This window comes from Rhodopirellula europaea 6C (assembly GCF_000338295.1).
Taxonomy (GTDB): Bacteria; Planctomycetota; Planctomycetia; order Pirellulales; family Pirellulaceae; genus Rhodopirellula; species Rhodopirellula europaea.
Genome location: NZ_ANMO01000085.1, coordinates 24,585 through 50,984 on the forward strand (window position 1 = coordinate 24,585; position 26,400 = coordinate 50,984).

The window sequence follows — 26,400 nt, forward strand, 5'->3', positions numbered from 1 at the left end:
CAACTTTTTTAGCCCACAGCCGGCCGAATGGCCGCGCTGAAGTGCCTAGGGGACGAGTGGTTGAGTTCTGTCGCTTCGCTCAAGCCTCGTCGCTCGACGATTCCGATGGCTTGCTCGAAGGCGGCGGCATGTTCCGGCGGCACCTGACGTACAAAAGCCTTGACGATGTCGATGCAGAGATCGTGAAGCGATTTTGCAAAGCCGCCATCAAGCGGTGAGATGATCGAAAGGTTTGGTTTGCTTCGTTGGTATAGTTCGGTTCCCGCCCCGATCCTCTCGCCGTGATCACCAAGCATGAAACCGCTCTTTCGATTTGCCGCCGTACTCTTGTTCGCTGTCCTCACTGTACCGGCCGCGGAAGCACAGACCATAACCAGCCTCTTCGAGTTCGCCCAATCCAGTGAAGCGGCCAAGTGGCAGATCGTCAACGACGGCGTCATGGGCGGCCGATCAAGCAGCCAAGCGTCGATCGTCAAATTGGACACTGGGGAAGACGCGATGCGGTTCGCCGGCAACCTGTCGCTCGAAAACAACGGTGGGTTCGCATCAGTACGCTCGCGGCCCAGCGGTTCACTCGGTCTCGATTCCGGCGAAACGATAGTTTTACGCGTCAAAGGCGACGGACGTCGGTACACGTTCAATCTCTACACCCCCGATCGCCGCACCGCTTTCTCGTACCAGATGCAATTTGCCACGACCGCCGGCCAATGGACGGAAGTCAAACTGCCCGTCGACCGGTTCGTCGCTCACTCCTTCGGCCGACGCATGCCCAACATGAAGCTAACGCCTAGCCAAGTGCAATCCATCGGCATTTTGCTCGGAGACAAGAAACCGGGACCGTTCGAGATCTTGATTGACTCGATCACGGTTCAGTGAGATGGGTGAGAAGCAAAAGATGCTCACCGGCGAACCTTACGGCCCGGCTGATCCAGAACTGACGGCCGATCGCCTGCACACGCGGAAGCTAATCCACACGCTGAACCACGCCGAACCGGGCGACGCCGAACGCATGAGAAACGTTTGCCGCGAACTGTTTGGCTTGAATCGTCTTCTAGATGGGATTACGGAACCAATATCTTTCTCGGCGAGAAGGTGTACATCAACTTCGATTGCGTGATTCTGGACGTGTGCGAAGTTCGGATCGAGAGCCTTGTGTTTGTTGCACCTGGCGTGCACATCTATACCGCCACGCATCCGCTGGACGCTGGCCTGCGCCGGACTCAAGAGTTCGGTAAGGCCGTCACGATCGGAGACGATGTGTGGATCGGCGGCAAGGCAATCATTTGTCCTGGATAACCATCGGCGACCGGAGCGTCATTGGTGCCGGCAGTGTGGTCACCAAGCACGTGCCGACTGATGTCGTCGTCGCGGGCAATCCTGCCAGGATCATTCGCAAGCTCGTCTAGCTCCGAACAAGTCAAAAGCAACGTTTCCTATTTTTGATGAGGCAAATCGGCCGCGGATTCCGCCTGTATATTCATGGCGACCAACTTTGACCCCTGTGCGAGAATAAGATGACTCCATCCGAACTTGATCTTCTTCTGGAAAAAGCTCTTTCGATGGACTCAGGGCAACGCGACGAACTAGTCAAATCGCTCCAGCCGGAAATCGCTCGCCGTCTGTCAGAACTTGTAGCAGCGTCGGAATCGCTTCGCGAGCGTCCGTTCCTGGCCAAACCAATTGCCGGTCAGGACATTGATGCAACGCTCGGCAGTGGACAGCTCGCCGAAGAATCAGCTTCTCTCTCTGGTGAATCGCTCCCATCGGGCGGTCAAGACAAACTCAATGACGAGAAGACCCTAGGTGCGGCTTCGAGTCAAACACAATTTTCCAATCTCTCTGGTCAGCAGCTTTCTCAAAGCCAAATTGGTCCTTACCACATCCTGAAACCGATTGGCGAAGGGGGGATGGGAACGGTCTTCCTCGCCGAGCAGCGCGAGCCCATTCGTCGCCGAGTGGCACTCAAGGTGATCAAGACCGAAACGCCAACTGCCGCCGTCGTCGCAAGATTTGAGGCGGAGCGGCAGGCGTTGGCGTTGATGGATCACCAAAGCATCGCTCGCGTGCTTGATGCGGGTACGACTCAAACGGGTAACCCCTATTTCGTGATGGAATTGGTCGATGGTAAGCCGATCACCGATTTCTGTGATGCGAACAAACTCTCCCCTGACGAACGGCTCAATCTATTCGCTCAGGTCTGTCGCGCGGTCCAGCATGCCCACCAAAAAGGAATCATTCATCGCGATTTGAAACCATCCAATGTGTTGGTAGCACGTCAAGACGATCATTCAATCGTCAAGGTCATCGACTTTGGTTTGGCCAAAGCTGTGGGAAACCAAATGCACTTGGCGGGCGAACGAATGCTCACCCAGTTCGGCCAAATTGTTGGCACGCTTGCCTACATGAGCCCCGAGCAGGCGAGATTGAATGCGAACGACATTGACACACAGACCGACGTTTATTCGTTAGGCGTCATCTTTTATGAACTCATGACCGGATCGACACCGGTGACTCGGGAGCGGATGCGTGCCGAAGCGTTTGATCGCGTACTGCAGTCCATTCGCGAAGAAGAAGCCCCGAAACCAAGCATCCGACTGAGCGAGTCGGGCGAGGCGATCGCTGGAATCTCCATGCTCCGACGTACCAACCCCAAGCGTTTGGGAATGATTCTTCGCGGCGAGCTAGATTGGATCGCCGTGAAAGCTCTGGAAAAAGAGCGGTCGCGTCGGTACGCCACCGCGGCGTCACTGGCCGATGATGTCGAGCGATACTTGCGCGGTGAGGCGATCGAGGCCAGGCCACCGAGCGTGGCCTACCGAACCAGGAAGTTTCTACGAAAGAACTTTTTGGTCGCTGCAAGCTTGCTCGCGGTTCTGAGTACTTTGACGGTTGGGATCGTGGGGGTGAGTTGGTTTGCTTATTCGGCAAATCAAGCGGCGAAATCTGAACGCGAACAACAGCGGATTGTTACGGAAAAATCCCGCGAACTGGAGGCTACACTTCAGTTAGCCGACGCAAACTTAGCGCGGTCGCAATTCTATCTCGCAAATGCCCGACTGAATGAAAACCGAACCGAATTGGCTTTGGACACGCTTGAGAAGGTCCCGCCTCGACATCGCAAGATCGAATGGCACTTTGCAAAACAGAAATGTACAGGGGGATTTTGCACACTTTCCGATAGCGAGTACGCGATCAACGCTGTTGCGATCAGTCCCGACGGAAATCGAGTTGCATCGGGTGGCGAAGACGCGACCATTCGTATTCGCGATACATCAAACGGAAATTTGGTGAAAACTCTCAGCCAGCATCGACACCGTATTGAAGACCTCGTCTATTCGCATGACGGAACCATGCTTGCTTCCGCCAGCTTTGACGGCACCATCAAACTTTGGAACGCCGAAACTTTTGAACTGGTCAAAACCTACAGCGACCACGGATCGCCGGTAAATTCCGTCGCGTTCAGTCCGGATGGTACCCGAGTCGCATCTGGTTCCGATCAAGAGCTTGATCGAGATGCCAGACGCCGTGGTGAAGTGAAAATATCGACGGAAGGAACCGTCAAAGTTTGGGACATCGAGACTGGGGAGACAATTCGTTCATGGACTGACCACAGCAACCATGTCCACGATGTAGCATTCAGCCCAGACGGAACCAAGCTAGTGTCGTCGGGAATGGAGGTGATTGTTTGGGATTTAGAAAACGGAAAGAAACTGAAAACGCTCGAAGGTCACGAATTTCATGTTACCAGTGTGTTGTATTCCCCCGACGGCAAACGCCTTTTGTCTGCGGGGGATCGAGGAAGAACTGCAATCATCTGGGATGTCCAATCAGGCAGCCGACAACATACTCTTCGCGGCCACAATGAATTTCTGACCGGGGCAATATTCAGCCCAGATGGCATGAGTGCTGCGACGGCTAGCGCAGACCACACGATCAAGATTTGGGATAGCCAAACGGGAAAGCTCGTCCGAACACTCAAAGGACATCAGGGCTGGGTAAGAGACATCGCGTACTTTAGTGACGGAAAGACATTGGTGTCCGCAAGTCGCGATAGAACGCTCAAGTTTTGGGATCTTTCGGTGACCGACGAAGAGGCATCGTTCTCATTTGACGGGCCAGTCAATGACTTGGCTTGGTGCGATCATTCTCAACGGCTTGCGGTTGCTGGTCCAGGCACGTCGATTCAAATCCGCAACCTGAAGAGTCGCAAGCCGATCAGAACGATCGCGACGGACCACAACCGAGAAGTAAATTGCGTGGACATCAGTAGCGATGGACAAAGGTTGGTTTCAGGAGGTTGGGACGCGACCGCGTGCCTATGGGACACAGAAACAGGCGATTTGTTATTGGAACTCGATACAAAGACAGATTCCTCGATCTCCGATGTCGCTTTCACCGCCGATGGAAAACACATTGCAACGACCGGGGACTCGGTTAATATTTGGAACGCGGAAACCGGTAAACACGAACTCGCGTTTGCGGAGCATAGCGACCATGTGTTTGCCGTGTCATTTAGTGATGACGGAAGATGGGTCGCCACCGGAGGGGCAAAAGATAAAACAGCCATGGTTTGGGATCGAGAAACCGGTGAGGTCAAGCTGAAGCTGCCCGATCATCGGTTCTGGGTTTATGACCTTTGCTTCACGCCAAACAACGAAGAGCTTGCAACCGTCGCTTCAGGTACCGTGACCATTTGGCGGTTGAGCGACGGCCAGATACAACGTCAATTCAAGCACGATGGGGTTCGGCGTGTCGCATTCCTCGACGTCTCGCGAATGCTGACCGCAAACGACTCTGCCGGCGAAAGCACGATCAAGATATGGGATGTCCAAACCGGCGAAGAACTGCTTTCGATGGATGGGCACCAGAATCGAATCGAAGCAATCAAAGTGGTTGCCGTGGAAGGTCAGGCCAACTACTTCCTGAGCGGAGGCTACGACCAAACCATAAAAGTGTGGAGGCCGATTGTCGCTTCAAAGAACAAACTGATACGTCGAAAGTTAGCAACCGTCCAGACGCCTCGACTAACCGACTGATTCGCCGCCCTTGCGTGCCTTGCGAATGATCGCGTGAAGCTTGATTCGCGCCAATCGCCAGTCTCGCTCGACCGTCGCCGGTGATACCCCAAGCATCTGTGCCGTTTCCTGAATACTCGCTCCGCTGAAAAACCGATGCTCAACCACCTCGCGTTGTCGAGGTGATTCTTCATTCAGTTGGTTCAGTGCTTCATGAAGGTCTTCAAACTCACAACCATTTTCGCTCACGAACCCTTCGAGCAAGGTATCCCAAGGCTCACGTTTTCGATCTCCGCCGCGTTTGCTTGAATCGCGTTTGCGAGCATGATCGACCAACACTTGCCGCATGGCGCGGTTGGCCGATGAGTAAAGGTGTCGCCGGTTTTCAGCGGATTCGATCGCGTTCTCGCGAAGCAATTTCAAAACGACTTCATTGACAACCCCGCTCAACCCGAGCGTATGTCCGTTCCGTTCGTTCTGCATCACCGAAACGCCACAACGCCTTAGCTCGCCTACCAGGACGCTGAAAAGATCTTCCCTCGCATTTGGGACATTCGCTCGAGCCAAATCCAGCAGATAAGTCACTGAGTTTTCAGACGAGTCGGAACGAGTGAGGCGTGATTGGTTCAAAGGACGGCCAATGAAAAGTGTAATTCTGATGCCATTTGCGCGGCTCGATTCTTCGCGATCCGTCAATTGCATCGTAAGCAACTCATGGTCGAGCAAGCAAAACCAAAATGCAACTTCCGTCGTCAATGACGTTGATGACGGCCTCGCGTGCAGATTCGCTGGCCTGTTCGTCTTCCGCGCCCGGCTGCATTCAGATGTGCTTTACTCCGGCCGCGATCGCGTCGGCGACGACTTGGCGAGTGACCTCGGGTGGCGTGATGATCGACAGCGATTTGGGAACGACGGGTGGGTCAGCGATCTTCAGGTACGCCTTGTGCCCGTCAATCTCTTCGGTGATGGGGTTGAGTGGATAGGTTTTGCGGTCGGCGGGGAGCAATGCTTTGAAGACCTTGTAACCATACTTGTGCGTACGAGCCGATGCGCCGGCGACGGCGTAGGTTTGCAGCAAGAAGGGATTCGATTTCGTTCATGCGGTCGAGTACTTTTGCAGAAGCGTGCGGTTCTGTAGTTGAGGGCGGAGACCTCGCAGAGAAACACTTTCGCGAAAAAACGATTTCGTGCGAACCCTGCTGACGCCAACGCGTCTATCTCTCCGAACGCACAAGTCACATTCATAGACGAGCGAGTAACGAGCTTTCTGATGTTAACGAATATTCAATCCAGTCGACTCGAACAGATACACGAAGGCAATCTCTTCGGCGGGCAACCGTTGAATACAGATAATGCCCCGGCGTATCCGCGTCTGATGTGACACTCGCTTTTATTAGCGAACGACTTCTTCATGAAGGCTCGGTGTCACACAGGCATCGAGCCTTTTTTCGTGTCCGCATCGAACGGGCAACTCCAATAGCGAACCCAACATGGGCTGGTAGCTGAGACGGTCTAGCGGCGGTCTGAAGAACCGCAGACGAGGATTCGAGCGCCTCCCGGCCCACTGACAAGGAAGATATTCGCCGACGGCAACTGCTGCGGCGATGGAAGCACGCCTGGTTTGGGACCAGGAGGCTGTTTTCATTTGTGAGTGGCTCCGCCACGGGCGGTTCGACTCCGAGGTGTCCGACTTTTGAAACGACAGATGGTAGTCGAGGGCTGGTTGTCCAGGCCTTGCTGATAACGAGGTTGTGCCGAGTTCGATCCTCGGGGCTACCACTTACGACAACGACACGAAAGAAAACCAACATGCTGCCTGCACTGCGATTGAAACGCATAGCCGCGACTGAAAAAGCGGGGCTGTGGTGTAACTGGCAGCATGACGGACTTTTAATCCGTTCGGTGAGGGTTCAACTCCCTTCTGCCCCATCGCTACACATCGGCGTGTAGCTCAGGGGTGAGAGCGGCGTCCTTATAAGGCGACGGTCGCGGGTTCAATTCCCGCCACGCCGACTGAAACGAAACAACGACGACACATGGGATTGTGGCAGACAAGGTAATGCATCGGACTCTTAATCCGAGCGATGTGAGTTCGATTCTCACCGATCCCACTTGGAAATAGCAAATAGCTATTAGCCGTTAGCGATTAGCTCCAGCACTGGAAAGCTAGTTGCCAAGAGCTAACCGCTAAATGCTACTCCAGCACTGATGGTCTAACGGCAAGACTCCTCCGTCGTAACGAGGTGATGCGGGTTCGATTCCGGCTCGGTGCTCTTGAACGCTTCGGCGTATTGATCTTTGACAGTTTGGTAGTGATGCATTTTTGCGCCCATGATGTAGCGGTAGCCTGCTGCCTTGCCATGGCGGAAGTGTGGGTTCGACTCCCACTGGGCGCTTTGTAGAATCCGGCGTGGCCCAATGGTAGGGCGGCTCCCTGTTAAGGAGACGAGTGATGGTTCGAGTCCATCCGCCGGAGCTTCGCGAAGTTTGAAGGGTGAAGCGAGAAGTGTGAGATAGCTCGCTTCGTTTCACACCTCGGCCTTCAAGCTTCCGCATGTTTCGTGTCCTTGGCCGAGCGGCAAAGGTTCCGGACTTCCAATCCGGCTAGGTGGGTTCGACTCCCACAGGACACTCTTTTGTCTTGAAAAACTCTCTCTCCGGCGCGTCGTCGCGACGTGAGCCTTTGAAGCTCGCAGGTCGGGTTCAATTCCCGGACGGAGTGCTGATTTATTGAAGACCAAACGCCGGAGTAGCAGTTGTTGGTCGCTGCACCTGACTCTGGAAGTGTTTTCCGCCGAGGGGGTCGTTCATTGGTTCGATTCCAGTCTCCGGTGCTGATGTTTTCGGGTATAGCTTGGAGTAAGCGGTGTGGTTTGGGACCACGCATGGACAGTGTGCGACTCACTGATACCCGACTGTGGCCAGATCTGGTGTTGGTTTCCAGAGACTCACTGTGAATGAGTTTGTCGCCGGTTCAATTCCGGTTGGTCACCCTCGTGAACATTTCCGGTGGCAATTTCCTTTGGGAAGGAAGCTTGATTGTCCATCAAGTCGCTGCGGGTTCGACTCCCGTTGCCATCGCTTTAGTTCGCGGTAAAGACATCCAGATCGCTGTTTATGACGCCGAGTTGCTACGCTTCAAACGTGCGTTTCCCTGGAATCCTGAGTCCGGGCAAGTGGAAGTGAGTGCTTTGGCAGTCGATGCCGCCAGCGGTCTCGTCTGGTCGACGGACTGGGTGAGTGGCAACTATGTCTATCGTTACCGGCTCGCCGACGGAGAATACGCCGGTAAGTTGCACTTGCGACCGGTCCCTCAGTGGCAACAGGGCATCGCGTGTTACCGTGGCAACCTTTTCATCACTGCTGATGACGGCGATGCCGACAACCAGGAGGCCGACAATCTCTGGAAAGCGCCGGCTGATGCCACGGGGACGGGGGGCACTGTTAACCGGTTTCACAGCAATGACTTAGGTCACTGCCGTGTCAATTCCCGCGATTTTCCTGGCATGGCGTGAAGGATTCGCTTTCTCGCCGATCTAATAACTATGAACAGTCATGAAGAATTCGAGAGCGTGGTGAATGCCCATTGGGTCGACGTTGTTCGGCTCGGCATCCTGATGTTCGCTGATGAGACCGAAGCCGAGGAAGTCGCCCAGCAGACGTTCTTCAAGGCGTATACCGCGTGGGATTCATTCGAAGGTCGCTCGAGCGTCCGAACATGGCTGTTCCGCATCGCCATCAATGTTTGTCGGAGGAATCTCACCACTCGCAAACGTTTCCAAGGCGAACGACTCGACCATCACATCGAGCTAACGCATCCCGAGCCCGACCCGCGTGAACAACAGATGAAGGATGAGGTGAGGCAGGCCTTGAATCGACTACCGCCGCCTCATCGCTTGATTCTGACGCTGTTCTGCATCGAGGGCCTGAAGCATCAGGAAATCGCCAGGATCTTTGATGTTCCCGAAGGAACGGTCTGGTCGCGATTGCACAAGGCCAAACAAGAACTGAGAAAAGAACTTCAAGCAATCGAGGATTGATCATGGATACCAAAGAAATCAGAACACTATGTCTCAAGCGTGTCTACGGAGTAGCACTGACCGAAGGCGAACGGGACTTGGTCGCTGACTACGCACAAACTGCTGACGGCAGGGACTACCTGCGGGAGTGTCAGGAGATGAAAGACCTTCTGAAAGATGTGGCCGACGTAAACATCAAGCCGGCCGATCATGAGGCGATGGTCGAGAACTTTGAGCGTACCATTCGCCAGAAGTTCAACGAGACGGTGTTCCAACCTTGGTGGCGAGCTAACAGCGCGCCAGTTATTCTGGGAATCATGGCTGGGTTGTTCATCGTTCTCGATGATGGTTGGAGTGTCATCAATACTGTGCTGCTGGGGATTTGTGCCTTTTGGCTGATCACGGACTGTTTCCAGCGGTACTACTATGCGAAAGTCTTGAGCATGCCTGACCTTTACGAATACGCCAAGGCATCAAGGAGACGGTCAGACCGGATACTCCAGAGCCTGCCGGGTCGAGCGCTGTTGACCATGTTCTCCGGGCTGGCCATCGCGGCCGTGTCGTACGGTGTGTACTGGGGCTATCGGCAGTTTGGCTTCATCGCGCCGGCGATCGTGGCCTTTGTCCTGATTGATGCGATTGCCGTTGTTGCCATCGTCGTCTACCAGTACCGCAAACTGAAACGCTCGGATCCCGAAGTCTGGGACTGGTGGGCGGAAGAGATCAAGGAGTGATGGGCAAGAAATGGAACTCCGGCGCGGCTCACTCATTGTTGCAATACCACTGCTGCTCGGCCTTCCCACCATGCTCAACGTTGTGTTCGCCGCGCTGAATCTTCGCCGGCTTGAAAGATAGGTTACATGAACTCTGAAACAGGGAAAACGAAGAAAGTCAAAGGATTGAGGTTCAGTCTGGGGCAACTGCTCGGCTTCGTGTTGCTGATTGCATTGTTGGTATCCAACCTGCTTCTCGTTCAGCGTGTCCGCGACTCGGGACGTGAACTCACACAATTGCGAAGAGAGCAAGGTAAGCTCGTGGTCGACGACCCAGGCCAGATGAACATCATTCCTGTTCCAGGGCCCCAGCTGGATTGGCAGAGAAACTGGAGCTGGAGGGTCTATGCTCCGCCGGGTACGAAGATTGACATTTGCTTCTGCAACCGATTGATCCCAGCGGATGGGCTGCCCGATGAGAAAGCGAACTACATCTGGCGAAATACGATGGATGCAGAAGACTTCATTGGCTCGTTGCCGAATGGCAAACTGCTGTCCGTATCGCTGGTCAAGAAATCCAAGAACGGCACGACAAAATCATATCTGGATTTTACCGATGGCGATTCGATCTTCTCGTACCCGCTGGAACATGATGTCGATGCCAATCGAGCCAGTACGACCGACGTCGCGGCGGACGACGGTGAAAAAACGAGTGAACTGGGCAAACCCCTCGTATTGCTTCGTCACCGGTTGAGCATTCAGGAGGAGCCAATGCCAGATGGAACAACAAGTGAACGGATTCCATTTCAGCAGCCGTTGGAAGGATTCATGCTGTGGCTCGAACCCCGGAGTAAGAAGTAGTCGAGACCAATCCGGCAAGGACGCGGGCTCTGCCCAAAACGACATGCGATCAGCGACGATTTGGGCGCGTCGGTTGCATCGAACGCCAAATCAATTTCCTGGGTACAGGTAGACTTTCGGCTAGAATGCGATCATGAGTCGGGAAAACAACCCCGGGGCGCCAACCACAATGCACGGATTGAGCGGAGTCACGAAGTGCAGGTCCAGCTCTGCTAGCTCTGCCAGCCCAAACCCAACATGAATGAAACGTCGCTTAGTTTGCTGCACCGCCTTCGAGAGTCTCCCGAAACGGAGAGTTGGGATCGGCTTGTCGCATTGTACGCACCGCTCATTCGTGCCTGGCTGCGGAAGTACGACGTTCAAGAGAGTGACGCGGACGATTTGGTACAAGAGGTGTTGCTGGCCGTATCGAAGGATCTCTGCAAATTTGAGCATGGTGGACAGCCAGGTGCTTTTCGCGGGTGGCTGAAGGGAATTCTGGTCAATCGGCTGCGAAATTTCTGGCGAGCACGAGATCGCCGTCGGGAGGCTCGCGGTCATTCCGATATCGATGAGAGGTTGGCTGAGCTGGAGATTCCGACCAGCGAGTTGAGTCAGCTTTGGAACGAGGAGCATGACCGGTACGTCTTGCGAAAGCTACTTGAACTGGTCAAGCCTCGTTTCGCCCCCAACACGTGGACAGCGTTCGACCGGGTCGCCCTCAAGGGGGAAAAACCACGTGATGTTGCAGCAGAAATGCAGATTTCGCTGAATGCCGTTGTGACAGCTAAGTCCCGAGTGCTAGGCAGATTACGTCAGGAATCCCAAGGCCTTGTCGACTCATCTTCGGGTTTTTCGGCCCTGCGCTAACATAAATGTTCGGCTGCGGCTCTTTAAAGATAGCCGCACGTCACTCGCGGAAGGATCCGTCTGTGCCCGAAAGACGAATGCTGAAAATCTAACGATGGAGAGCCCTCCCGGTGCCTGAGCTAACAACCGTGCCTGAGCAAACAACCCACCCAAGCCCTACCGATTTGCACGCTTACGGACTTGGACAACTTCCTCCTGATGAAGCGACTGCTATCGAGAAGCATATCGGCGAGTGCGAACCTTGCTGTGAGACCATTGCCGATCTGTCATTTGCTGACACGTTCATTGAGCTTCTGCAGAACTCAGAGCAGGAACCAGACGCTCAGACAGTGGATCATCAGACGGGCACTGCCAATCCAAATTCGGCGGGCGTTCCCGAACCGCTCGCTCAGCACCCGCGATACGAGATCATCAATCTGATTGGCAAAGGCGGTATGGGCGATGTCTATCAAGCTCGCCACCGGAAAATGGAACGGACGGTGGCGTTAAAAGTCATCAATCGCGGACTGGTTCGAAAAGCTGAAGCCGTGGATCGTTTCCATCGTGAAGTGAAGGCTGCCGCTCAGCTCTCACATCCCAACATTGTGACTTCGCACGACGCCGATCATGCCGGGGACTTCCATTTCATGGTGATGGAGTTCGTGGACGGAGTCGACCTTTCAAAAGTCGTTAAAGACCGAGGTGCCTTGCCGGTTGCCGACGCGTGTGACTACGTCCGACAGGCAGCAGTCGGGCTGCAACACGCTCACGAACGCGGCATGGTGCATCGCGATATCAAGCCTCACAACATGATGGTGACTGCGGATGGCACGATCAAGATTCTCGATTTCGGTCTCGCCTCACTCGCACCTGAAGCGATCCCAGCCTCCGACACTGTGGCAGTTCGATCTGACTTAACGGCAGCGGGCGCCCTCATGGGGACTCCTGATTTTATTTCGCCAGAACAGGCCAATGACGCCCGCAGCGTTGATATTCGAAGCGATATCTACAGTCTCGGCGCGACATTTTATTTTCTGCTGTCCGGCCGTCCGCTGTTCGCTGATGGAAGCGTGATGGAAAAACTGAAGGGGCACGCACAGTTCGAACCTGAGCCGCTGAATTCTCTACGCGATGATGTACCAGCTGATCTCGCGATCATCATTTCAAAAATGATCGCAAAGGATCCAGGAAAGCGATTTCAAACGCCCGTCGAAGTGGCGGACGCCCTTTCAAAGTTCAAGGTTGCCGTCGCGGGAGACGTAGTATCGGCGAACACCGAGGTCGAAAAGGCCAGGCCTGCCTTCGTTGCTTTGACGCTACGAAGATTCTTTTCATTGTTGGCCGTGGCTATCTCGTCAGTACTTGCGATTGGACTGTTGAGCGTGAAGGGCTGCGGTGATTCTGCTCAGGAAACGCAGCATGCCTACACCGATCTCAGTTCGTATCTCCAAACGGGAAAAAAGACGAAGCATAACACCTACTCCGTAAATGCCCTGAACGTGCTGACCGACAGCAGCGAGGGTCGGAAGCTGCTGGCAAAAATCGATGCAGATTCAGAGGAGCTTTCCTTTGCCAACTTTGAAGATGCGGGAGCGAAACACGCCATCGACTGGGCCGCGGCACTCATTCACGACGACCGTGTAACTCCACGGCAACGTGAACTCACGGTGACGGTACAGCATGAGAGTGGGAGCTACGGACCGGTTTGGAGTGCGCCCAATCAGTTTCATCTGGAGAGTGTCCGGATAGCGAAAGGTGGAGGCTTCTCAGGGCCTAAACTTGTGATCGGTTTTACAGCATCGGACCGGGCCAACGACCGACAGGTCGTGCGGGAGACATTTCAGCTGAAACCGGGAAAGCGTTACGAAGTGGACGTTGACCTCGTCGACGTGATCGACGGTTCGATTGACTGGATCGATCTATGGCGAAATGGAAAAGAAAAGGCCGGCGACGATCAACCAGCGACTGTCGCAGCATCGCCAAGCAAGCCCGAACTCAAAGTCACCGGCAAGACTGTCGACAAGGGCACGGCTGGACTCCCAAGTCTGTACGACTGGAAAATCAAAGGCCGTGACGTCGGTGATCTGAAAGTGCGAATGCTGCTCGCTCAGAACGGAAAGACCGAAGTCATGCAGGAATTTGATTTCGAAGAGCTGCCAGCCGAGCTCGCCAACAAGGTTCGGTTGGAGGTCAGAGACGCTGGGACAGGTGCGGACCGCAAGCGCAAGGTGAACGCTATTCTCTTCGTTGAATCTCCAGTCCCTTCGCGCAGCACAACCCTCAATGAAGACAAAGGGCTCTCGATCAGCGTCGAAGCCCCGTTCAGTAATACAACGGAACTAGCCGATCTGGAACCGATCGAACCGGGGCAGACAGAATTGCTGCTTGCCTTGAGCTACTGGAAAGGGGACATGACCCACGATCTCACGATGGAGTCGATGACCGAAGCGACAAACGACGGCAATGCCACCTTCCTATTTGTCACGGTTGACTGGTCGCCCGCGAATCCGGACGTCACACAACTCCAGGGCGACTGGGAAACCTTGTCGGTCACCGAAAGCGGAAAACAGCTTGCCACCGAAAACGGCTTTGGCGGCCTCCTGCTCCAGATTAAGGGCAACAGGTTTGTCATCAAGGAAAGGACGCCCAACGGTGATATTTCCGACGTCGACAATGGTCGGATCGAGATCGGCAGTACGACGACCCCCAAAACCATTGACTTCATTGACCGCGACCAACCCAATCAACGATCTCTCGGCATCTACGAACTCGACGACGGTGTGCTGCGAATTTGCCTTGCCGAACAAGGCGGGACCGATGCCTCTGCGGGGGAACGCATTCCTGACACGAAACCGTTAAAACGTCCCACGACGTTTGATTCCCCGGCTGGCAGCAACATTATGTTGATGGAGTTCCGGCGGACGCCAGATAACACTCTCAAGACTGTAACGCGACGGGCGGACGTTCTGGGCATGGGCAAGGTGGTGTCCTTCTTTCCGCAGGAGAGCGATCAATTGGCCACGATCGATCTCAATAAATCGGAACGGGCAGTTGAGCTATGGGTGTCGGGCGATGATGCGAAGCTCGTGCAGGAGGGCAACCGTGTTCGACTGGAGTTTGAAGGTTGGCCAGCCGCGGAACCCGCTGACTTTTTCGGAGGTAAGGTGATCAGCCTCTATCCCACGGCTGACGTCGCAGGAATGTTTCGCGTTCTGATCAAAGGAGATGACAGCGTCTCGTGGCCGGATAAACGGTATCTGCGGCCCGGTGTGCGCGCAAATTGCTGGATCTTCACTGCAGCTCAGAATCCTGCGCAACAATCCGAAGCCCGGTCGTCTAAGCCCACGGTAGAAGAAGACGCTTCGGCGCCAGCGGGCGACGTTCCAGCGAAGGAGAATGACATTCCCAACATTCAAGGCACTTGGCAGGTGACTTACTCTGAAGACGGCGGCAGAATCGCTCCGCAGGAGATGCTGAAACAAATTCGCTTTGTGATTGACAAGCAAAATTTGACCACTGAATTTGGCGGTCGCAAGAGCGTTTCGACATACAAACTCGATCCGTCGACCAATCCCAAATCGATCGATCTCACCGAGAACGGTCGCACGAAGCGAGCCATCTACGATCTGGTAGGCGACACACTACGAATCTGCATCGCCGAAAGCGGCGACCAGCGTCCAACAGCCTTCGACTCCCAACCGAACTCAGCCAATGACATTGTCCTGATACTGAAACGCGTGAAACCAGACAATGCTTCCGCAGACGGGACCGAGGATCAAAACCACAATGGTCCACTATCAGAGGAACTCGCTTGCTCATTAATCCCAGAAGCGGCGTCGATCAGCAATGAAGACTTCCAGAAGTTGCAGACAAATCCTGCAGCTCAAACCATCAAGAACAAGTCACTGTCATTGGTATTGATGGCTCTCGACATTCGCGATCAATCACCTGAAGCCGCCAATGAATTCCGATTTCTCGTTGAGGGGTATCCGAAGCCGAGCGAGATCGCTGCTGCAATGTCTCCAAGCCGCTCGAAAGGCTACTTCAGCATCATTCAGCCCGATTACATCACGGAATGCAAAATCACAAATTCGACAGACGAGATTGCACGAGGAAAAGTCACGTTCAATGCCCCCAAGCTCTACATCGGGTCAGCAACATTCAAAGCCCGAAAGCACGATGGGACATGGCAGATCGAAAAATTTCATCTGCCCTCGCGCCAAATCTCCATCGAGCTTGGCGAAGATGAAAACTGGCATCACGAAGGGAGAGAAGCTGAAGGGAACCACGCTCCGGTGGTTGACCTCAAACAAGACAATAAGTGACTGCTGCCAATTCTCGTGACGTCATGTGTGGGACGATGCTTGTTTTAACTTGGAACCAGAATCTACTAGCATCCCATACAATGGGCAACCTGCTGCCCGGATTCCTCTTCTTGGCATTCATGTGGTGTGGCGTGCCGATTCTCGCCTGCGCTCTACTGGGGGCGAGAGTTGGTTTGGCACCGTTTCGATGGAAACGGATCGGCGGTGCCGCACTGGGTCTGCTGATTGGAGCGGCGACGCTACCGCCGGCCTCGATTCTTTCAGTCTGGGTGGCAGCCCGGATCGATATGCCGCCCATGCTTCCGAGACTGATTGCGTTCATCGCTGGAGGATGTTTGGCCAGTTCGTGGGTTGCCTACGTCGTCGCCCGGATCGGACGGCCCGCGACTCAAGTCCCGACGATCGAAATGCTAAACGAAAACTGCGAAAAGCTTGAACGGATCATACGCGGAAGTGTGTCCGAAGGTGGGCTGGAAGTTGGTGCTAACTCGGACGCCGGCGTCATACAAGCGGCTGGAATCCTGACGCATGATCAAGCTGTTCGCCTAGAAGAGATTCGCCGAGAGCGGAACGCCCTGCGGCAAACCAGAACAGTCCTCCATGAGGACGTGGCTTTCTGGGTCGGCAAGTCCAAAGAGTTGCTTGATGAACTCGACAAGCAATCCAAAAGGCACGTCACCAGACGACTTCGAATCGTGAATTAGACGGCAATTCACGCGAAGACGAAAACCCCTATAAACCCCCGGCGGCGGGTGCTTCATCCCATTAACTGATGTACCGCGCCCTAGCGACTCATCACTTGAGCCACTCAGGGAGCTACCTAAACGGCATTGGTCCTCGACCGCGACCTGAAGATCAGGCTTGCGACCAAGGCGCCTATCATGCCGCCAACGATCCCCGTGACGTAGTGGATCAAATCGATGAACTGACTGTTGTCGTCAAGGAACGAGTAACCTACCAGGACGGAGGCGACGAACCGTCCTCCATACCAACCCGGCAGCATGGCAATCAATGCGAACGGGATGATCGCGACTCGCTGAAGCGAATACTCCTCAGCAGTCACCTCATCGTCCTGCGATGCAAGTCTCGCACGATGCAGACGCGAAGACGCGTTGATCCCACCGCCGATTGCCGCACCAAAATACGCAATTCCAATCAAACCAGCGATCAGTCGCGAGTTATCATCCGTCAGACTGCCTGTCAGGAATACCAATGCCAGGAGCAACGCAGGAGCAAGTGCGGCACCTACAGCGGCCCCAATCAAGCAGCGTGCTCCAGACTTCAGCACGATCAGATACAGGATCACCATGGGAATTGCCAATTGGATCCAGCTCATCGGGTCGTGCCATTGAATGACTGCAAAGGCAGGAGCCATCACTGCCGCCAGCGCGAGCAGACCAGTGATCGTAAATTGCGGCTGCGGTTTCAATGGTGTCTCGATCTTTATGTGAAACGTCTTCCCAATGAGCTGGCACCGGGCCCGAATTCAAAGCTCATCGCCGCAGTTCGGGCAAGTGTTGTGCATCCGAAACGACTTCAAGCGGACCCTATGTCCACAGGCCGTACAAGGACGTCCCGCGCCTTGGAGATTCCACACGATCTCTTCGATGACGTAAGCAAAGCCCACAGTGCAAGCCAACACCAACCCAACATACCAGGGTACAGTTTCCTTCGCGAAATTCTGCAAACAGGCGTACGTGATTGCAAGCAGGATCGACGCAACAGCGTGTTTCCATTTGCGATATCGGAACCACATGTTCTTAACTTCGTCTTAACCTTGCTCGGAAACGATACTGTTAAGCGGCGGGTTTTTCAGATGTCGCGTCCAATCGTACGAAGCACTTGGTAAACTCGCTCGTTATTCTAAAACCCGTTTCATTTACGCAGTGAAGCGATTTCAGATTTGATTGTCCGAAAATGGTGCGCCCGGCAACCTGCGGCACTGTGCCCTACCCCAACGTCATCTGTGCTTTGGAGATCTTGATGAGCCCTGCTCAAGCAATCGTGTGTATGTCCCTGATATTTGTCTGTGGGATAAGCGGCAGAGCCCATGCCAACGAGACATGGGAAGACCATCCTCCATGGCTAGGAACCTGGCACGCTAATCCGGAAGTCGCCCGAATCCTGGGGTTTACCCAAGAAGGATCCGTTGAAAGGGAGATATTGAAGATCGAGTTTTTCGCGTCCCGAGATGACGCGATCGCGGCGGCCGGAAGGGATACCATCCAGCGAGTGGAATCCATGTTCTCCGAGCGGATGGGCGGCAGGCATCAGATCATTGCCGCGGGGCGATGGAACGAAGAAAGATCCACGGTCGACTCCTTGTGTTTCGTGACACAGATTCAGGGGGCAAGATTTCTGTGGTTTGGTGACCCGAGCGTCGCCTTGAACGGTGGCGAAGTCAGCTTTGTTCGCGGAGTGGATCCGGACCATGATTTGCTCGTACTTGATTCGCACATGCCCAGCTTCATCAAACGACGCTTGCGCCGCACGGAACAGACGGCAAGCTTTTTCAAGGCGGTGGGTTACCAGCTAAAAAAACCGAAGTAGAGAAGTAGTCGAGGCCGCCTCTGACGCGAGTGAGACTCTTCCCAGCCGGGAGACGCTCGCGAACGAGGTTTCATTAACCGATCGTTGAACGGTAGACCCAAATGATTCAATTCAAGATTTCCAAGCAATGGCGTCCGGTTTTCCTGACGTTACTGGCTGTCGTGGCACTATTGTTTCGCGACGCTGACGGCGATGATTCGACGAAATCACGAATCAAGATCGATCGGGAGACGACTTTTTTGACAAGCCCGCTACGAACCGATGGAACGGTGGACTACGCGGCCGGCATCAATGCTCGAATAAAGCAGGGCGTCACCCCAGAAAACAACGTCTGCGTTTTGCTCTGCGAAGCGATGCAGCCGCTGCGGGTTTGGGACATGCCGCCGGAGTACTTCAAGGAAATCGGAAGAACGCCGCCACCGAAAGATCGCAGTCATGTCCGCTACCTTACTGCCGGAATCGCGGATCCCTCGTCCGAGGCCGCGAAGCAACGACTTTATCTTGTCGTCGAGTTTATCCAAGGTGATCCGCGTCCGTGGAAGCGATCGGAATTCCCGGAAGTTGCCAAGGTACTCGATGGTGATGCCGAGCCTCTGAGAATCGTTCTTCAGGCGACCGAACGCGACCAATTCTATTCGCCAGTCATCACGCGCGGTGTGGACGAAGTGGATCCATTGCCGCTCGTTGCGGCGATGGATCCGATGACAACCCAGTTGCCTTACCTGGTGCATTCTCTGCGGATGCGTGCCATGCTGAATCTGGGAGAAGGCAACCACGAAGCAGCCTGGGAAGATCTACTTGCCTGCTTCAAACTCGGAAGACTCCTAGGCATGGGGATGAGCAAGACACACGCGCAACACAGTCACATGCTCGAAGAACAGAACTGTGCCGCGATGGAGGCTTATATTCGTACGGCGGACCCTTCTCGATCGCAAGCGAAGCAGTATCTCAGAGCACTTCAGTCTTTGCCTGCCCGCGTAAGACTGAGTGAAAAGATCGACTTGTTCGAACGTTGTGCCTATCTCGATGCACTGCTCGTCATCCGAACGAATCAGGAGGAAGCAATCGCCTATCTCGACTGTGAACCAGGTCTCGCCGCGGCCGGCAAAATGGTGAATCGGTTTTGGAAAGACGCCATTGACTGGAACGAAACGCTTCGAATCGGCAATCGGTACTACGATCGTCTGGTCAAGAGCCTGGAAAAGACGGATCCTGCTCAGCGCCGTGAAGAGACGACGATGCTTCATCAAGAGTTGAAGAGTCTTGCGGAGAGAGCCACTGGCATTCGAGTTACGGACGACACAGCAAAGGGTAACGCGGCAACTGAGTCAAAATCGATGCTTCTCGCCGCCATCATCGCTGAAAACCTGATGTCCGACATCGACAAGCATCTGGCTTCCGAGGCTCGTATGAAGCAGCGGTTCGAAAATCTCGAAAAGACGTTGGCACTTGTCGCGAACCGCAATGGCTTTCGTGAGGAATAAGAGAAGCGAAGACAAGTCGGAGCATGTGCAAATGAGCAACGCAATGCGTTTGGTGGCGGCGACAATCTTGGGCGTTCTGTTCATTGCGGTTGTCCTATCGGTCGCACAAGAGTCGACACAGGTCCCGGCTTCTGAGCGTGCGTCATCGCCGGTTGCGGAGTCACGACCAGATCAGTCGGAAGAAATCGCCAAAAGAATAACGGCGAGCGATCTCAATCAAGATTCCAAGTTGTTGTATGAATGTCTCGTGATGCAACCCGAGGCCTGGAGGTCCGGCCTGGTCGAGAATCTCGGCGTGAGTTCCGTCGTCGGGCCGAAGCATGATCCGAAACGTGTCAGGCAGGTGTTTCGGTCGTTCGACTTAGCTGACAGCAATGGAGAGAAGTACAAGGTTATCTTGGCGGACAGGTCAGGGCTGCGGCGAAAGCGAGTTCGTTCGACGTACATCGTGACAGATCACCATTTCGCTTTGATCGCTTGGCAATGGCCCCCTATTGACGGTGAACTTGTATCGAAAACCAAACTCCAAGGGGACTCGTTCCCGGCGGTCCTGCAATTGAGCGAAGCTTCCAGGCACAACGGTGACGTGGGACACTTCGAGTTCCGGCTGACAAAGCGAGGAATTGAAGGAATTCGAAATGGATTCGGTGGGAGGCGATGGCCTCCGTCACCCATGGTCCTCAAGCGTCGCGTGAAAATCCTGGAGCAGCGCGAGCGACAATTGATCGATCAGCTACGCTCTTTTCTGTCGCTTCCCGATGACAGCATCGAAAAGGTTTGTTCAGAACTCGCCAAAGATGCGAAAAGGCGCCGCGAACAACGTGCGGAACGCGAACAGCGGGCCATTGATATTGGTCCTACGGACTCGGAGGACATGCAAATCGCACTCGGCGAATCGGTGGACAGATTCGAGCAGGAAGTTCAGGAGTTGAGTTCAGCTGAGGGGGACGCATTTGACGGCCGGCTGGAACCACTCCTCCGATTGTGTATTCAACGCGGGCTGTTGGACTCGGTTAAGATTGCAGTCGCTGCAGGTGCCGATGTAAATCGATCCGTCGGCAGCGGGAGCGCGCCGTTGCACGAAGCGATGTTCAGCATGATCCCAATGCCGCTTCAAACGAGGATCGTTGAGGCACTGCTTCAAGCTGGTGCTGACCCGAACGAAACCATTGCCGAGGGAGCGAAAGGTGGCGTTTCTGGGGGACGCTCTCCGCTGATGGCGGCCTTGAATCATCGTCATCCTCCCATGTTGAAAGCGCTGTTGGACGCTGGGGCGGATTGCAACGTCACCGATAGGATTGGCAGGAACGCGTTACACCTGTTGGCGCATTCACCGCATTTCGAGGAATCACCGGCGATGGCCCAGTTGTTGATCGAAGCAGGATGCGATGTCGACAATGCCGACAATCATGGTGAGACGGTGATGCACGTGGCCGCGATGTCGGCCGCATCGTATCCAGACGGAATCGAACACAGCTTAAGATTTCTCAGGCTGATCTTAGATCAGCACCCGGACCTGTCGCTTCGGGACACGCATGGATACCGGGCCCTCCAGTCAAAACGCAAGCATCATGTTCCCCAAGACTTTGAAAAGATACTCGCGAGCCTGCGTGACCATGAGGTGGCGAAACGCTGGATCGACAGGAAAGATCAGTGATCGATAGAAGGATCCGTCAAGCCAAAAGGCTAGTGCAGATGGCCAAATCGATCTCCTTCGCGTGTCGTGCTGGCAGATGCACCCGTCTACGCGAGTTCGTAAAATCGCGTCCGGGCTTTCTTTACAAGATCTCGGACTCGGTTCTGATGAAAATGGGTAGAAGCGGGCAACTGCCAGCAGTGACCGAAGCAGTCGAAGGGATCGGTTTCGTGCAGGCACTGGGAACAACCGTTGGCTTCAAGGGGCCATGCCAACGCTCCTACTTTTCGGCGAATCTCGCGCACTCGCATCATTCGATTTTTGCGTTCGTCTCCGTCCGACGGAGCACGATCAAGTATTGTTTGTCGCCTCCCACAGAGACGAATCGATTTGGTCTACGCTCGTCCATCCACGACGATTTACAGATCACCAATTGCTCCTCGTCGAATTTGTAGACCCATCGATCAACAAAGTTGACTTTGCCACCTTGGGTAAACTGTGTCAGCCACTTTGGGCTCTTCGTCGAATTGATTTCCCAGGTTGAAGTACTGACAAGGTTCCCATTACGTCGAAGCGTCCAGCTGTCTTCGGTTAAAGTGATCGTTTCATTTTCCCTGACGTCCATCGGCTCTCCCTCATAAGTGGCCGAAACGTATTCCCACGTCCCCAGCAGCTTTGTGATTTCCTTTGGATCAGCCGTCTTCCTCAAGGCCGGCGAACTGACCGACCGTCTCTCGAGTTTCTTTAGCCTATCGAGGTGCTTTAGGCCTTCGACGGTGAAGTGGTCTGATGTGATCGAAAGCGACTTCAACTTTTTGCACCGTTCTGAGATGAGTCGGAGTGATTCGTCCGTCAATTCCGCCGAATTCATCATCAACTCCTCCAGTTCTGGCAAGCCCTGGGTAATTTTCGCGACGAATTTGTCGGTGAACTGCCCATCGTGGATCAACAGGTGTTGAAGCGTCTTCGCCGAGCAAAGATGGTCGGCGCACTGATCCGTGCAAATCGGTCTGTCTTCACCGCCGTTGTGGGCGTTGAATTCGAGGATTCGTATCTTTGGCAGCGAGGCGATGAATTTGAGATCTTTATTATTTATCCCGTCCTTGCACAAACGAACCTCTTCAAGGTTCTTTAGTCGCCGCAACTTCCAAAGAGTATCTTCAATTTCGACGTATTCTGAGTCGATACCCGCATTTCCCATGACGATTCGAGTGAGGCTTGTATAGCTTGAAAGTTCATCGATTTCGCTGCGCGTCAGTACCGTGCCGTACCAGAAGGTCACGCTTTCTGGTTTTCCATCTCTGTACGTCCAATCTCCCTTTGAGATGGCTTGCTGAGAAAAGGTCTTCGGTGGCTGGCTAACGACGGTCAGTGTGGCCAATGAGATTGCTAGGATAAGTCGCATGAAATCTGGCTCGTGGAGCACTCCTCTTCGAACTTCTGCGGGCTTACCCGTTCGAGTAAGCTATTCATAATCATCGTACCGAGTTCGTCCGCCGGCTGACACGCAACAACTGGCAGCTTGTCGGAGAAAGAAGGTCAACTTGCTTTGCGGTTCAGAAGCTAGATAAGCCTTTAAGTATGAACCGCCGAGACGGGGATATTTCCCAGCTCTGGCTCGTTACCCGTTGCGACCGAGTCGACGGCTCATCTGGATCCATTATTCCAAGGCTTCACATTGTCCGACAATCCATACTCGCCTACCAAAAGCGAACGCGTTGCAACGTCACAGCGATCACTCACCTGTATGTTGATGTTCTGGCTGACTGCATTGCTCGGGATTGGCTTGATCATCATAACCGCATGGAATGGGTATCAGAATGCTCGATTGCTCGTGGAGAACGAGATGGGGCTTCCGCCCTATGTCGTTGCTGCCACAGCACTGTACTTTGTATGCGGAACCGGCTTGCTCTACTCTGCTTCGCTCTGGCGGTTACGTCGCGTGCGTGGCGCCTCGGTATCTTTTGCTTTGTCAGGTTTCTCTGTTTTCCTGGGGCCTTTTTTGCTCCTAAAGCTGCTGGGGTAATCGCATTGGGATTGATTGTCACGAGGAAGTGCCCCTTCTGATCGTTTAGACGATCGCACAAGCCTTCTGTTCCCCGACGCCCCATCGTCACGGTCAACACGCACCGCATCTACGCACTGGATAACTACCAATTTGATCCGATAGTTGTCGCGAGCTAGGCAGCCGTTGGCGGTCTACCGGTGATCTATCTCTTGTAAAATGATGGGTCACCAAGGCAAATGTTCCTTTCAACCCACACACAGCCGTCCGGGGCAACAGACACTTCACTCTTTTTTAGGGAGCGGCCAAGATACGTGACTAAACGCTGAAGCACTGGCTGTAGTCGTTTGGGTGCTGGATAGGGCTTGATGCCGTACGCGGCCCAATCGACCTTGTAGGTTCGCGATGTGAGCGTCACGAAAAGAAGGATTCTAGGACGCAATCTTCCTTTGTCAAAGTGACGCGACATCAGTTTAACGAGCTCGGCACGAATCTCTTCCGCCGTTGTGTCATTGGTGTCGGGCTGTTCAGGGGCGTGTTGTTCGATCCATTTCTTGAACTCACGACGCTTGGCAGTAAGAGGTGTGAGCTTGCGGCCGACTCCTCGAATGGACGGAAGTTTTGCCAACTCGCGATCGTCAAGATCGGGAATGCCTGTTTTGCGTTTCGACAATCGCGTTAGGAAATCTGCCCAGGTCGCGCCGACAACATCCACCGCCCCCTCGCTGTCGCAGCAGATTAGTGCGGGCGATCGCTTCGTGCAGAACCAAAAAGCAACGAATCCTCCGTCTGGCAAACGGAGAATCGGAACAACTTGGTCTTTGGGGTCGAAGCCGAGTAGTTCCTTGGTCGGACCAGTCTTGATCGCAAACCATCCCAGGTCACCGCGTTGAGCTTCGCAACAGCGATCCGCAAAGCCCTGAAACGATGCCGGCAACCGGAAACCCGCTGGAAGCCTTTTCTGGATGCCGTTGAGTTGAATCGCGTACTTCATAAATGGTGCTTGTAGGTTAGTCGTCCAGCTAAGACGAATTGAGGGAAACGCGTGGCAGCGAAGCATGTTGCCGGTTTTTACATGTATCGCCAGTGAGACCACCGCTTGTGAGAAATGACTACAGAGACGGTTGAGACTTCGGTCGATTGTTCCAATTCCGCCGTGACAGGCGACATCTCCGGAACTCGGAGTTGCCCGGACGTCCCGTTGGGATGCTCCACGATAAATCCCAAGTCGAATCGGCCTGTGATGTAAACGCGAATGCATCGTTCCGACATGGGTCAAGCCTCATTCACGACCCTGGCGATCGCATCCAGTGTTGTACCGTCATAGTGACCCGCCTTCGGGTTTCGTTGGCGCTTGATTGCGACGTGGAGAAACGGTTTGGCGGATGGATCAATGACTCCTTCGTCCATCAGTTGTCCGAGTCCGGTGGCGATGATGGTTGTGTCGAGCGTAAACATGTCATATTGGTCCCCAAGTATCGCATCATCAGGGTTGTCCACATCCATTTCGATCTGGGCAACGGATGCGAGCGACTCGTTGTAAGCGTGAAGATTGCCAGCAAGAATCCAATCAAAACACTCGGTAAGTGCGGCCTTCGGATTTTCCTCTCGCCAGCTTCGCCACTCATAATAGGCCTCGTTGCCTTCGTCGCTGCCAAACGGAGCGGCCTCATCCACGCAGTCCCAAAAGAACGGCTCACGCATCAATTCGCGCGCCCGCGGGTGAGCGGACTCAGGTTCGTTAAAGGGATCGTGTTCAGTCATCGAACCTTCTGGGACCGAATTCGCGTGAAAACACAAGAGATTGCGTCATCGGGAAATACCTTGCCCCAGCAATCAGGAGCGTGGAACCGATCCGTGCCCGTCGCAGCGTGCAACGATCGCAGTCGATTCAGCAACAGACGACACAGCTTACGTGTTTCCATCCGAGCGACGGCTTTGGCTTCCGCATCGCGTCGGTTGTCGCCTGTCCGATGCCAGAACGTGATGGACGCTGTTCCATTACCATCAGACGTCATCTCGAGTACGTGCCAAGCGGGTTCGAGCCAGAAGCCAACCATCTCTGTGCATGGTTCCGCCAGTAGGCGAGAGGTTGCCACCACGAGTTCCGTAACTGGATCGTTGCGAACAGCCGACGCATCAAATGCCCAAGACCTTTCGTCAATTTGGATCGTTACCGGGAGCCATTTAAATTTCGGCGGCTCAAAGGCGATGTCAAAACCAGGCAATGTTCAAACTCTCCGCGGGCAGACAATGCCAATATCGATGTCGGACTAGGGTAGTTGAGAAATGAACCGACGTTCAAGGAATTGCATTCGATCGCCCGACGTCGACATCTTAACTGTTTTGCCGAGAGTCTTTCGCGCTCCTCTCGAATCTGCTAGCAGTTCGATCATTGCGTCAACCGTTCGTTCCTCGATTGTCGTGCAAATCGCCCAAGATACTTGTTCCTGAACGCGAGCGTTTAGACGCCGATCCAACAAGCCTGCCAGAATTGGTTGCAGCTTTCGTTTGATGCTCAAGGGAATCGGCTCGCCCACGTGCTGAAGTGCAGCGGAAAGCAATGGCTGTGTCGAACCGGGATCACTGAGAGCGTCCATGACGGGAGGCCACTTTGCAGGGTTGCGAAAGGTGGAGGTTGCCCGCAGCGCGGCAATGCGTTGTGTTTTCTCGGGACAATCAAGAAAGGGAAACAGCTGGTCAAAAATCCGATAGTCTTCAAGATGGCGAAAATAGACCATTCCCAGTGGGTGCAGTCGGGCTGGTAGCAGCGATCCGGATGGAATAGGTGCCGGATTGCTATTGGAGAAAAACGGCGTCCGTGTCCCAATGCGTGTTTTTGGTTAGCAGGCCAAACACCTCACCAGGAACGGACGCCATGAAGAGTTCTACCAGATCTTTGAATTCACTCCAACGACTTTGCAGTGCTCTTGATCCCAAGTTCATCAGCCAACTGCTTGCTTT

At 54.2% G+C, this 26,400-nt stretch carries 22 protein-coding genes, 11 tRNA genes and 1 pseudogene; 25 read left to right on the plus strand and 9 right to left on the minus strand.

Annotated elements, in window-relative coordinates; genetic code table 11:
- Positions 1–8 precede the first annotated feature (8 nt).
- Positions 9–296 (minus strand): hypothetical protein, encoded by a 288-nt coding sequence (locus tag RE6C_RS06950; protein WP_039961418.1) that lies wholly within the window; start codon positions 294–296, stop codon positions 9–11.
- On the opposite strand from RE6C_RS06950, the gene RE6C_RS06955 reads away from it, so the two are divergent.
- The 4 genes from RE6C_RS06955 to RE6C_RS29420 all read left to right on the plus strand — a co-directional run bounded on the left by RE6C_RS06955 (position 295) and on the right by RE6C_RS29420 (position 5,036).
- The gene (locus RE6C_RS06955) at positions 295–876 is read left to right on the plus strand and encodes a CIA30 family protein (RefSeq protein ID WP_008655118.1); all 582 of its coding nucleotides are present in this window, start codon (positions 295–297) and stop codon (positions 874–876) included. The two genes, RE6C_RS06950 and RE6C_RS06955, sit on opposite strands and share 2 nt — an antisense overlap.
- A 19-nt stretch (positions 877–895) precedes the next feature.
- The gene (locus RE6C_RS33225; RefSeq protein ID WP_261340109.1) at positions 896–1,117 is read left to right on the plus strand and encodes a maltose acetyltransferase domain-containing protein; all 222 of its coding nucleotides are present in this window, start codon (positions 896–898) and stop codon (positions 1,115–1,117) included.
- Positions 1,021–1,296, plus strand: a complete 276-nt coding sequence (locus RE6C_RS33230; protein ID WP_261340110.1) for an LbetaH domain-containing protein — start codon at positions 1,021–1,023, stop codon at positions 1,294–1,296. Before RE6C_RS33225 ends, RE6C_RS33230 begins: the two co-directional genes overlap by 97 nt.
- A 218-nt stretch (positions 1,297–1,514) precedes the next feature.
- The gene (locus RE6C_RS29420; protein ID WP_008655122.1) at positions 1,515–5,036 is read left to right on the plus strand and encodes a serine/threonine-protein kinase; all 3,522 of its coding nucleotides are present in this window, start codon (positions 1,515–1,517) and stop codon (positions 5,034–5,036) included.
- On the opposite strand, the gene RE6C_RS06970 is transcribed toward RE6C_RS29420, so the two are convergent.
- Together RE6C_RS06970 and RE6C_RS06975 are read right to left on the minus strand one after the other, a co-directional pair.
- The gene (locus tag RE6C_RS06970) at positions 5,025–5,645 is read right to left on the minus strand and encodes an ECF-type sigma factor (protein ID WP_160167191.1); all 621 of its coding nucleotides are present in this window, start codon (positions 5,643–5,645) and stop codon (positions 5,025–5,027) included. The two genes, RE6C_RS29420 and RE6C_RS06970, sit on opposite strands and share 12 nt — an antisense overlap.
- 82 nt (positions 5,646–5,727) lie before the next feature.
- Positions 5,728–6,115: pseudogene (locus tag RE6C_RS06975) on the minus strand (CoA-binding protein).
- Between the two features lie 392 nt (positions 6,116–6,507).
- Here RE6C_RS06975 and RE6C_RS06980 point away from each other — a divergent pair.
- The 18 genes from RE6C_RS06980 to RE6C_RS07050 all read left to right on the plus strand — a co-directional run bounded on the left by RE6C_RS06980 (position 6,508) and on the right by RE6C_RS07050 (position 16,465).
- A tRNA-Phe gene (locus tag RE6C_RS06980) sits at positions 6,508–6,579 on the plus strand.
- Between the two features lie 292 nt (positions 6,580–6,871).
- Positions 6,872–6,944 (plus strand) — tRNA-Lys (locus RE6C_RS06985).
- 11 nt (positions 6,945–6,955) lie between these two features.
- Positions 6,956–7,028: transfer RNA gene (locus RE6C_RS06990), tRNA-Ile, on the plus strand.
- Positions 7,029–7,053: 25 nt separating this feature from the next.
- A tRNA-Lys gene (locus tag RE6C_RS06995) sits at positions 7,054–7,126 on the plus strand.
- Between the two features lie 91 nt (positions 7,127–7,217).
- A tRNA-Thr gene (locus RE6C_RS07000) sits at positions 7,218–7,288 on the plus strand.
- A gap of 52 nt (positions 7,289–7,340) precedes the next feature.
- Positions 7,341–7,411, plus strand: a tRNA-Gly gene (locus tag RE6C_RS07005).
- Between the two features lie 8 nt (positions 7,412–7,419).
- A tRNA-Asn gene (locus RE6C_RS07010) sits at positions 7,420–7,491 on the plus strand.
- 85 nt (positions 7,492–7,576) lie between these two features.
- Positions 7,577–7,648: transfer RNA gene (locus RE6C_RS07015), tRNA-Gly, on the plus strand.
- Between the two features lie 110 nt (positions 7,649–7,758).
- Positions 7,759–7,849: transfer RNA gene (locus RE6C_RS32045), tRNA-OTHER, on the plus strand.
- Between the two features lie 83 nt (positions 7,850–7,932).
- Positions 7,933–8,008: transfer RNA gene (locus tag RE6C_RS32050), tRNA-His, on the plus strand.
- Positions 8,009–8,023: 15 nt separating this feature from the next.
- Positions 8,024–8,096: transfer RNA gene (locus RE6C_RS32055), tRNA-Asp, on the plus strand.
- A gap of 101 nt (positions 8,097–8,197) precedes the next feature.
- The gene (locus RE6C_RS29425; RefSeq protein WP_236618003.1) at positions 8,198–8,530 is read left to right on the plus strand and encodes a hypothetical protein; all 333 of its coding nucleotides are present in this window, start codon (positions 8,198–8,200) and stop codon (positions 8,528–8,530) included.
- A 30-nt stretch (positions 8,531–8,560) separates the two neighbouring features.
- On the plus strand, positions 8,561–9,055 hold the full coding sequence (locus tag RE6C_RS07025; RefSeq protein ID WP_008655128.1) for an RNA polymerase sigma factor: 495 nt from the start codon (positions 8,561–8,563) through the stop codon (positions 9,053–9,055).
- Positions 9,056–9,057: 2 nt separating this feature from the next.
- Positions 9,058–9,768 carry a hypothetical protein gene (locus RE6C_RS07030; RefSeq protein ID WP_008655129.1) on the plus strand — a complete coding sequence of 237 codons (711 nt, stop codon included), beginning with the start codon at positions 9,058–9,060 and terminating at the stop codon, positions 9,766–9,768.
- Positions 9,769–9,894: 126 nt separating this feature from the next.
- Positions 9,895–10,608 carry a hypothetical protein gene (locus RE6C_RS07035; protein ID WP_008655130.1) on the plus strand — a complete coding sequence of 238 codons (714 nt, stop codon included), beginning with the start codon at positions 9,895–9,897 and terminating at the stop codon, positions 10,606–10,608.
- Positions 10,609–10,845: 237 nt separating this feature from the next.
- Positions 10,846–11,457, plus strand: coding sequence for an RNA polymerase sigma factor (locus RE6C_RS07040; RefSeq protein WP_008655131.1), 612 nt, complete (start codon positions 10,846–10,848; stop codon positions 11,455–11,457).
- Between the two features lie 110 nt (positions 11,458–11,567).
- Positions 11,568–15,761 (plus strand): protein kinase domain-containing protein, encoded by a 4,194-nt coding sequence (locus tag RE6C_RS29430; protein WP_144054681.1) that lies wholly within the window; start codon positions 11,568–11,570, stop codon positions 15,759–15,761.
- Positions 15,758–16,465: a hypothetical protein gene (locus tag RE6C_RS07050; RefSeq protein ID WP_236618004.1), complete on the plus strand. Its 708-nt coding sequence runs from the start codon at positions 15,758–15,760 to the stop codon at positions 16,463–16,465. The genes RE6C_RS29430 and RE6C_RS07050 overlap by 4 nt, the downstream gene beginning before the upstream one ends.
- A gap of 116 nt (positions 16,466–16,581) precedes the next feature.
- Here RE6C_RS07050 and RE6C_RS07055 read toward each other — a convergent pair whose 3' ends face one another.
- Positions 16,582–17,097 (minus strand): hypothetical protein, encoded by a 516-nt coding sequence (locus RE6C_RS07055; RefSeq protein WP_008655135.1) that lies wholly within the window; start codon positions 17,095–17,097, stop codon positions 16,582–16,584.
- 581 nt (positions 17,098–17,678) lie between these two features.
- On the opposite strand from RE6C_RS07055, the gene RE6C_RS07065 reads away from it, so the two are divergent.
- The 3 genes from RE6C_RS07065 (at position 17,679) to RE6C_RS32155 (ending at position 21,452) form a co-directional block, all read left to right on the plus strand.
- Positions 17,679–18,311, plus strand: coding sequence for a hypothetical protein (locus RE6C_RS07065; protein ID WP_039961421.1), 633 nt, complete (start codon positions 17,679–17,681; stop codon positions 18,309–18,311).
- A gap of 101 nt (positions 18,312–18,412) precedes the next feature.
- The gene (locus RE6C_RS07070) at positions 18,413–19,795 is read left to right on the plus strand and encodes a hypothetical protein (RefSeq protein ID WP_008655138.1); all 1,383 of its coding nucleotides are present in this window, start codon (positions 18,413–18,415) and stop codon (positions 19,793–19,795) included.
- Positions 19,796–20,669: 874 nt separating this feature from the next.
- Complete coding sequence (locus RE6C_RS32155) at positions 20,670–21,452, plus strand: ankyrin repeat domain-containing protein (RefSeq protein ID WP_160167193.1); 783 nt, start codon at positions 20,670–20,672, stop codon at positions 21,450–21,452.
- Positions 21,453–21,741: 289 nt separating this feature from the next.
- Here the strand turns inward: RE6C_RS32155 and RE6C_RS07080 are convergent, their stop codons facing one another.
- From RE6C_RS07080 to RE6C_RS07105, 5 genes are all read right to left on the minus strand, one after another.
- The gene (locus tag RE6C_RS07080; protein WP_008655140.1) at positions 21,742–22,836 is read right to left on the minus strand and encodes a TIGR03067 domain-containing protein; all 1,095 of its coding nucleotides are present in this window, start codon (positions 22,834–22,836) and stop codon (positions 21,742–21,744) included.
- Between the two features lie 805 nt (positions 22,837–23,641).
- The gene (locus RE6C_RS07090; protein ID WP_144054683.1) at positions 23,642–24,532 is read right to left on the minus strand and encodes a hypothetical protein; all 891 of its coding nucleotides are present in this window, start codon (positions 24,530–24,532) and stop codon (positions 23,642–23,644) included.
- Complete coding sequence (locus tag RE6C_RS07095) at positions 24,508–24,708, minus strand: hypothetical protein (protein ID WP_039961426.1); 201 nt, start codon at positions 24,706–24,708, stop codon at positions 24,508–24,510. Before RE6C_RS07095 ends, RE6C_RS07090 begins: the two co-directional genes overlap by 25 nt.
- Before the next feature lie 3 nt (positions 24,709–24,711).
- Positions 24,712–25,200 carry a molybdate metabolism regulator gene (locus tag RE6C_RS07100; protein ID WP_008655143.1) on the minus strand — a complete coding sequence of 163 codons (489 nt, stop codon included), beginning with the start codon at positions 25,198–25,200 and terminating at the stop codon, positions 24,712–24,714.
- On the minus strand, positions 25,197–25,535 hold the full coding sequence (locus RE6C_RS07105) for a hypothetical protein (RefSeq protein WP_144054684.1): 339 nt from the start codon (positions 25,533–25,535) through the stop codon (positions 25,197–25,199). The genes RE6C_RS07100 and RE6C_RS07105 overlap by 4 nt, the downstream gene beginning before the upstream one ends.
- Positions 25,536–26,400: the final 865 nt, after the last annotated feature.

Coding starts and splice junctions, on each gene's coding strand:
- RE6C_RS06950 (WP_039961418.1), bottom strand. CDS start 296: ATGCTTGGTGATCACGGCGAGAGGATCGGGGCGGGAACCGAACTATAC.
- RE6C_RS07055 (WP_008655135.1), bottom strand. CDS start 17,097: ATGAGCTGGATCCAATTGGCAATTCCCATGGTGATCCTGTATCTGATC.
- RE6C_RS07070 (WP_008655138.1), top strand. CDS start 18,413: ATGATTCAATTCAAGATTTCCAAGCAATGGCGTCCGGTTTTCCTGACG.
- RE6C_RS07100 (WP_008655143.1), bottom strand. CDS start 25,200: ATGACTGAACACGATCCCTTTAACGAACCTGAGTCCGCTCACCCGCGG.
- RE6C_RS07025 (WP_008655128.1), top strand. CDS start 8,561: ATGAACAGTCATGAAGAATTCGAGAGCGTGGTGAATGCCCATTGGGTC.
- RE6C_RS07080 (WP_008655140.1), bottom strand. CDS start 22,836: ATGCGACTTATCCTAGCAATCTCATTGGCCACACTGACCGTCGTTAGC.
- RE6C_RS32155 (WP_160167193.1), top strand. CDS start 20,670: ATGCAAATCGCACTCGGCGAATCGGTGGACAGATTCGAGCAGGAAGTT.
- RE6C_RS29420 (WP_008655122.1), top strand. CDS start 1,515: ATGACTCCATCCGAACTTGATCTTCTTCTGGAAAAAGCTCTTTCGATG.
- RE6C_RS07095 (WP_039961426.1), bottom strand. CDS start 24,708: ATGTCGGAACGATGCATTCGCGTTTACATCACAGGCCGATTCGACTTG.
- RE6C_RS07030 (WP_008655129.1), top strand. CDS start 9,058: ATGGATACCAAAGAAATCAGAACACTATGTCTCAAGCGTGTCTACGGA.
- RE6C_RS07035 (WP_008655130.1), top strand. CDS start 9,895: ATGAACTCTGAAACAGGGAAAACGAAGAAAGTCAAAGGATTGAGGTTC.
- RE6C_RS33225 (WP_261340109.1), top strand. CDS start 896: ATGCTCACCGGCGAACCTTACGGCCCGGCTGATCCAGAACTGACGGCC.
- RE6C_RS06955 (WP_008655118.1), top strand. CDS start 295: ATGAAACCGCTCTTTCGATTTGCCGCCGTACTCTTGTTCGCTGTCCTC.
- RE6C_RS07065 (WP_039961421.1), top strand. CDS start 17,679: ATGGTGCGCCCGGCAACCTGCGGCACTGTGCCCTACCCCAACGTCATC.
- RE6C_RS07040 (WP_008655131.1), top strand. CDS start 10,846: ATGAATGAAACGTCGCTTAGTTTGCTGCACCGCCTTCGAGAGTCTCCC.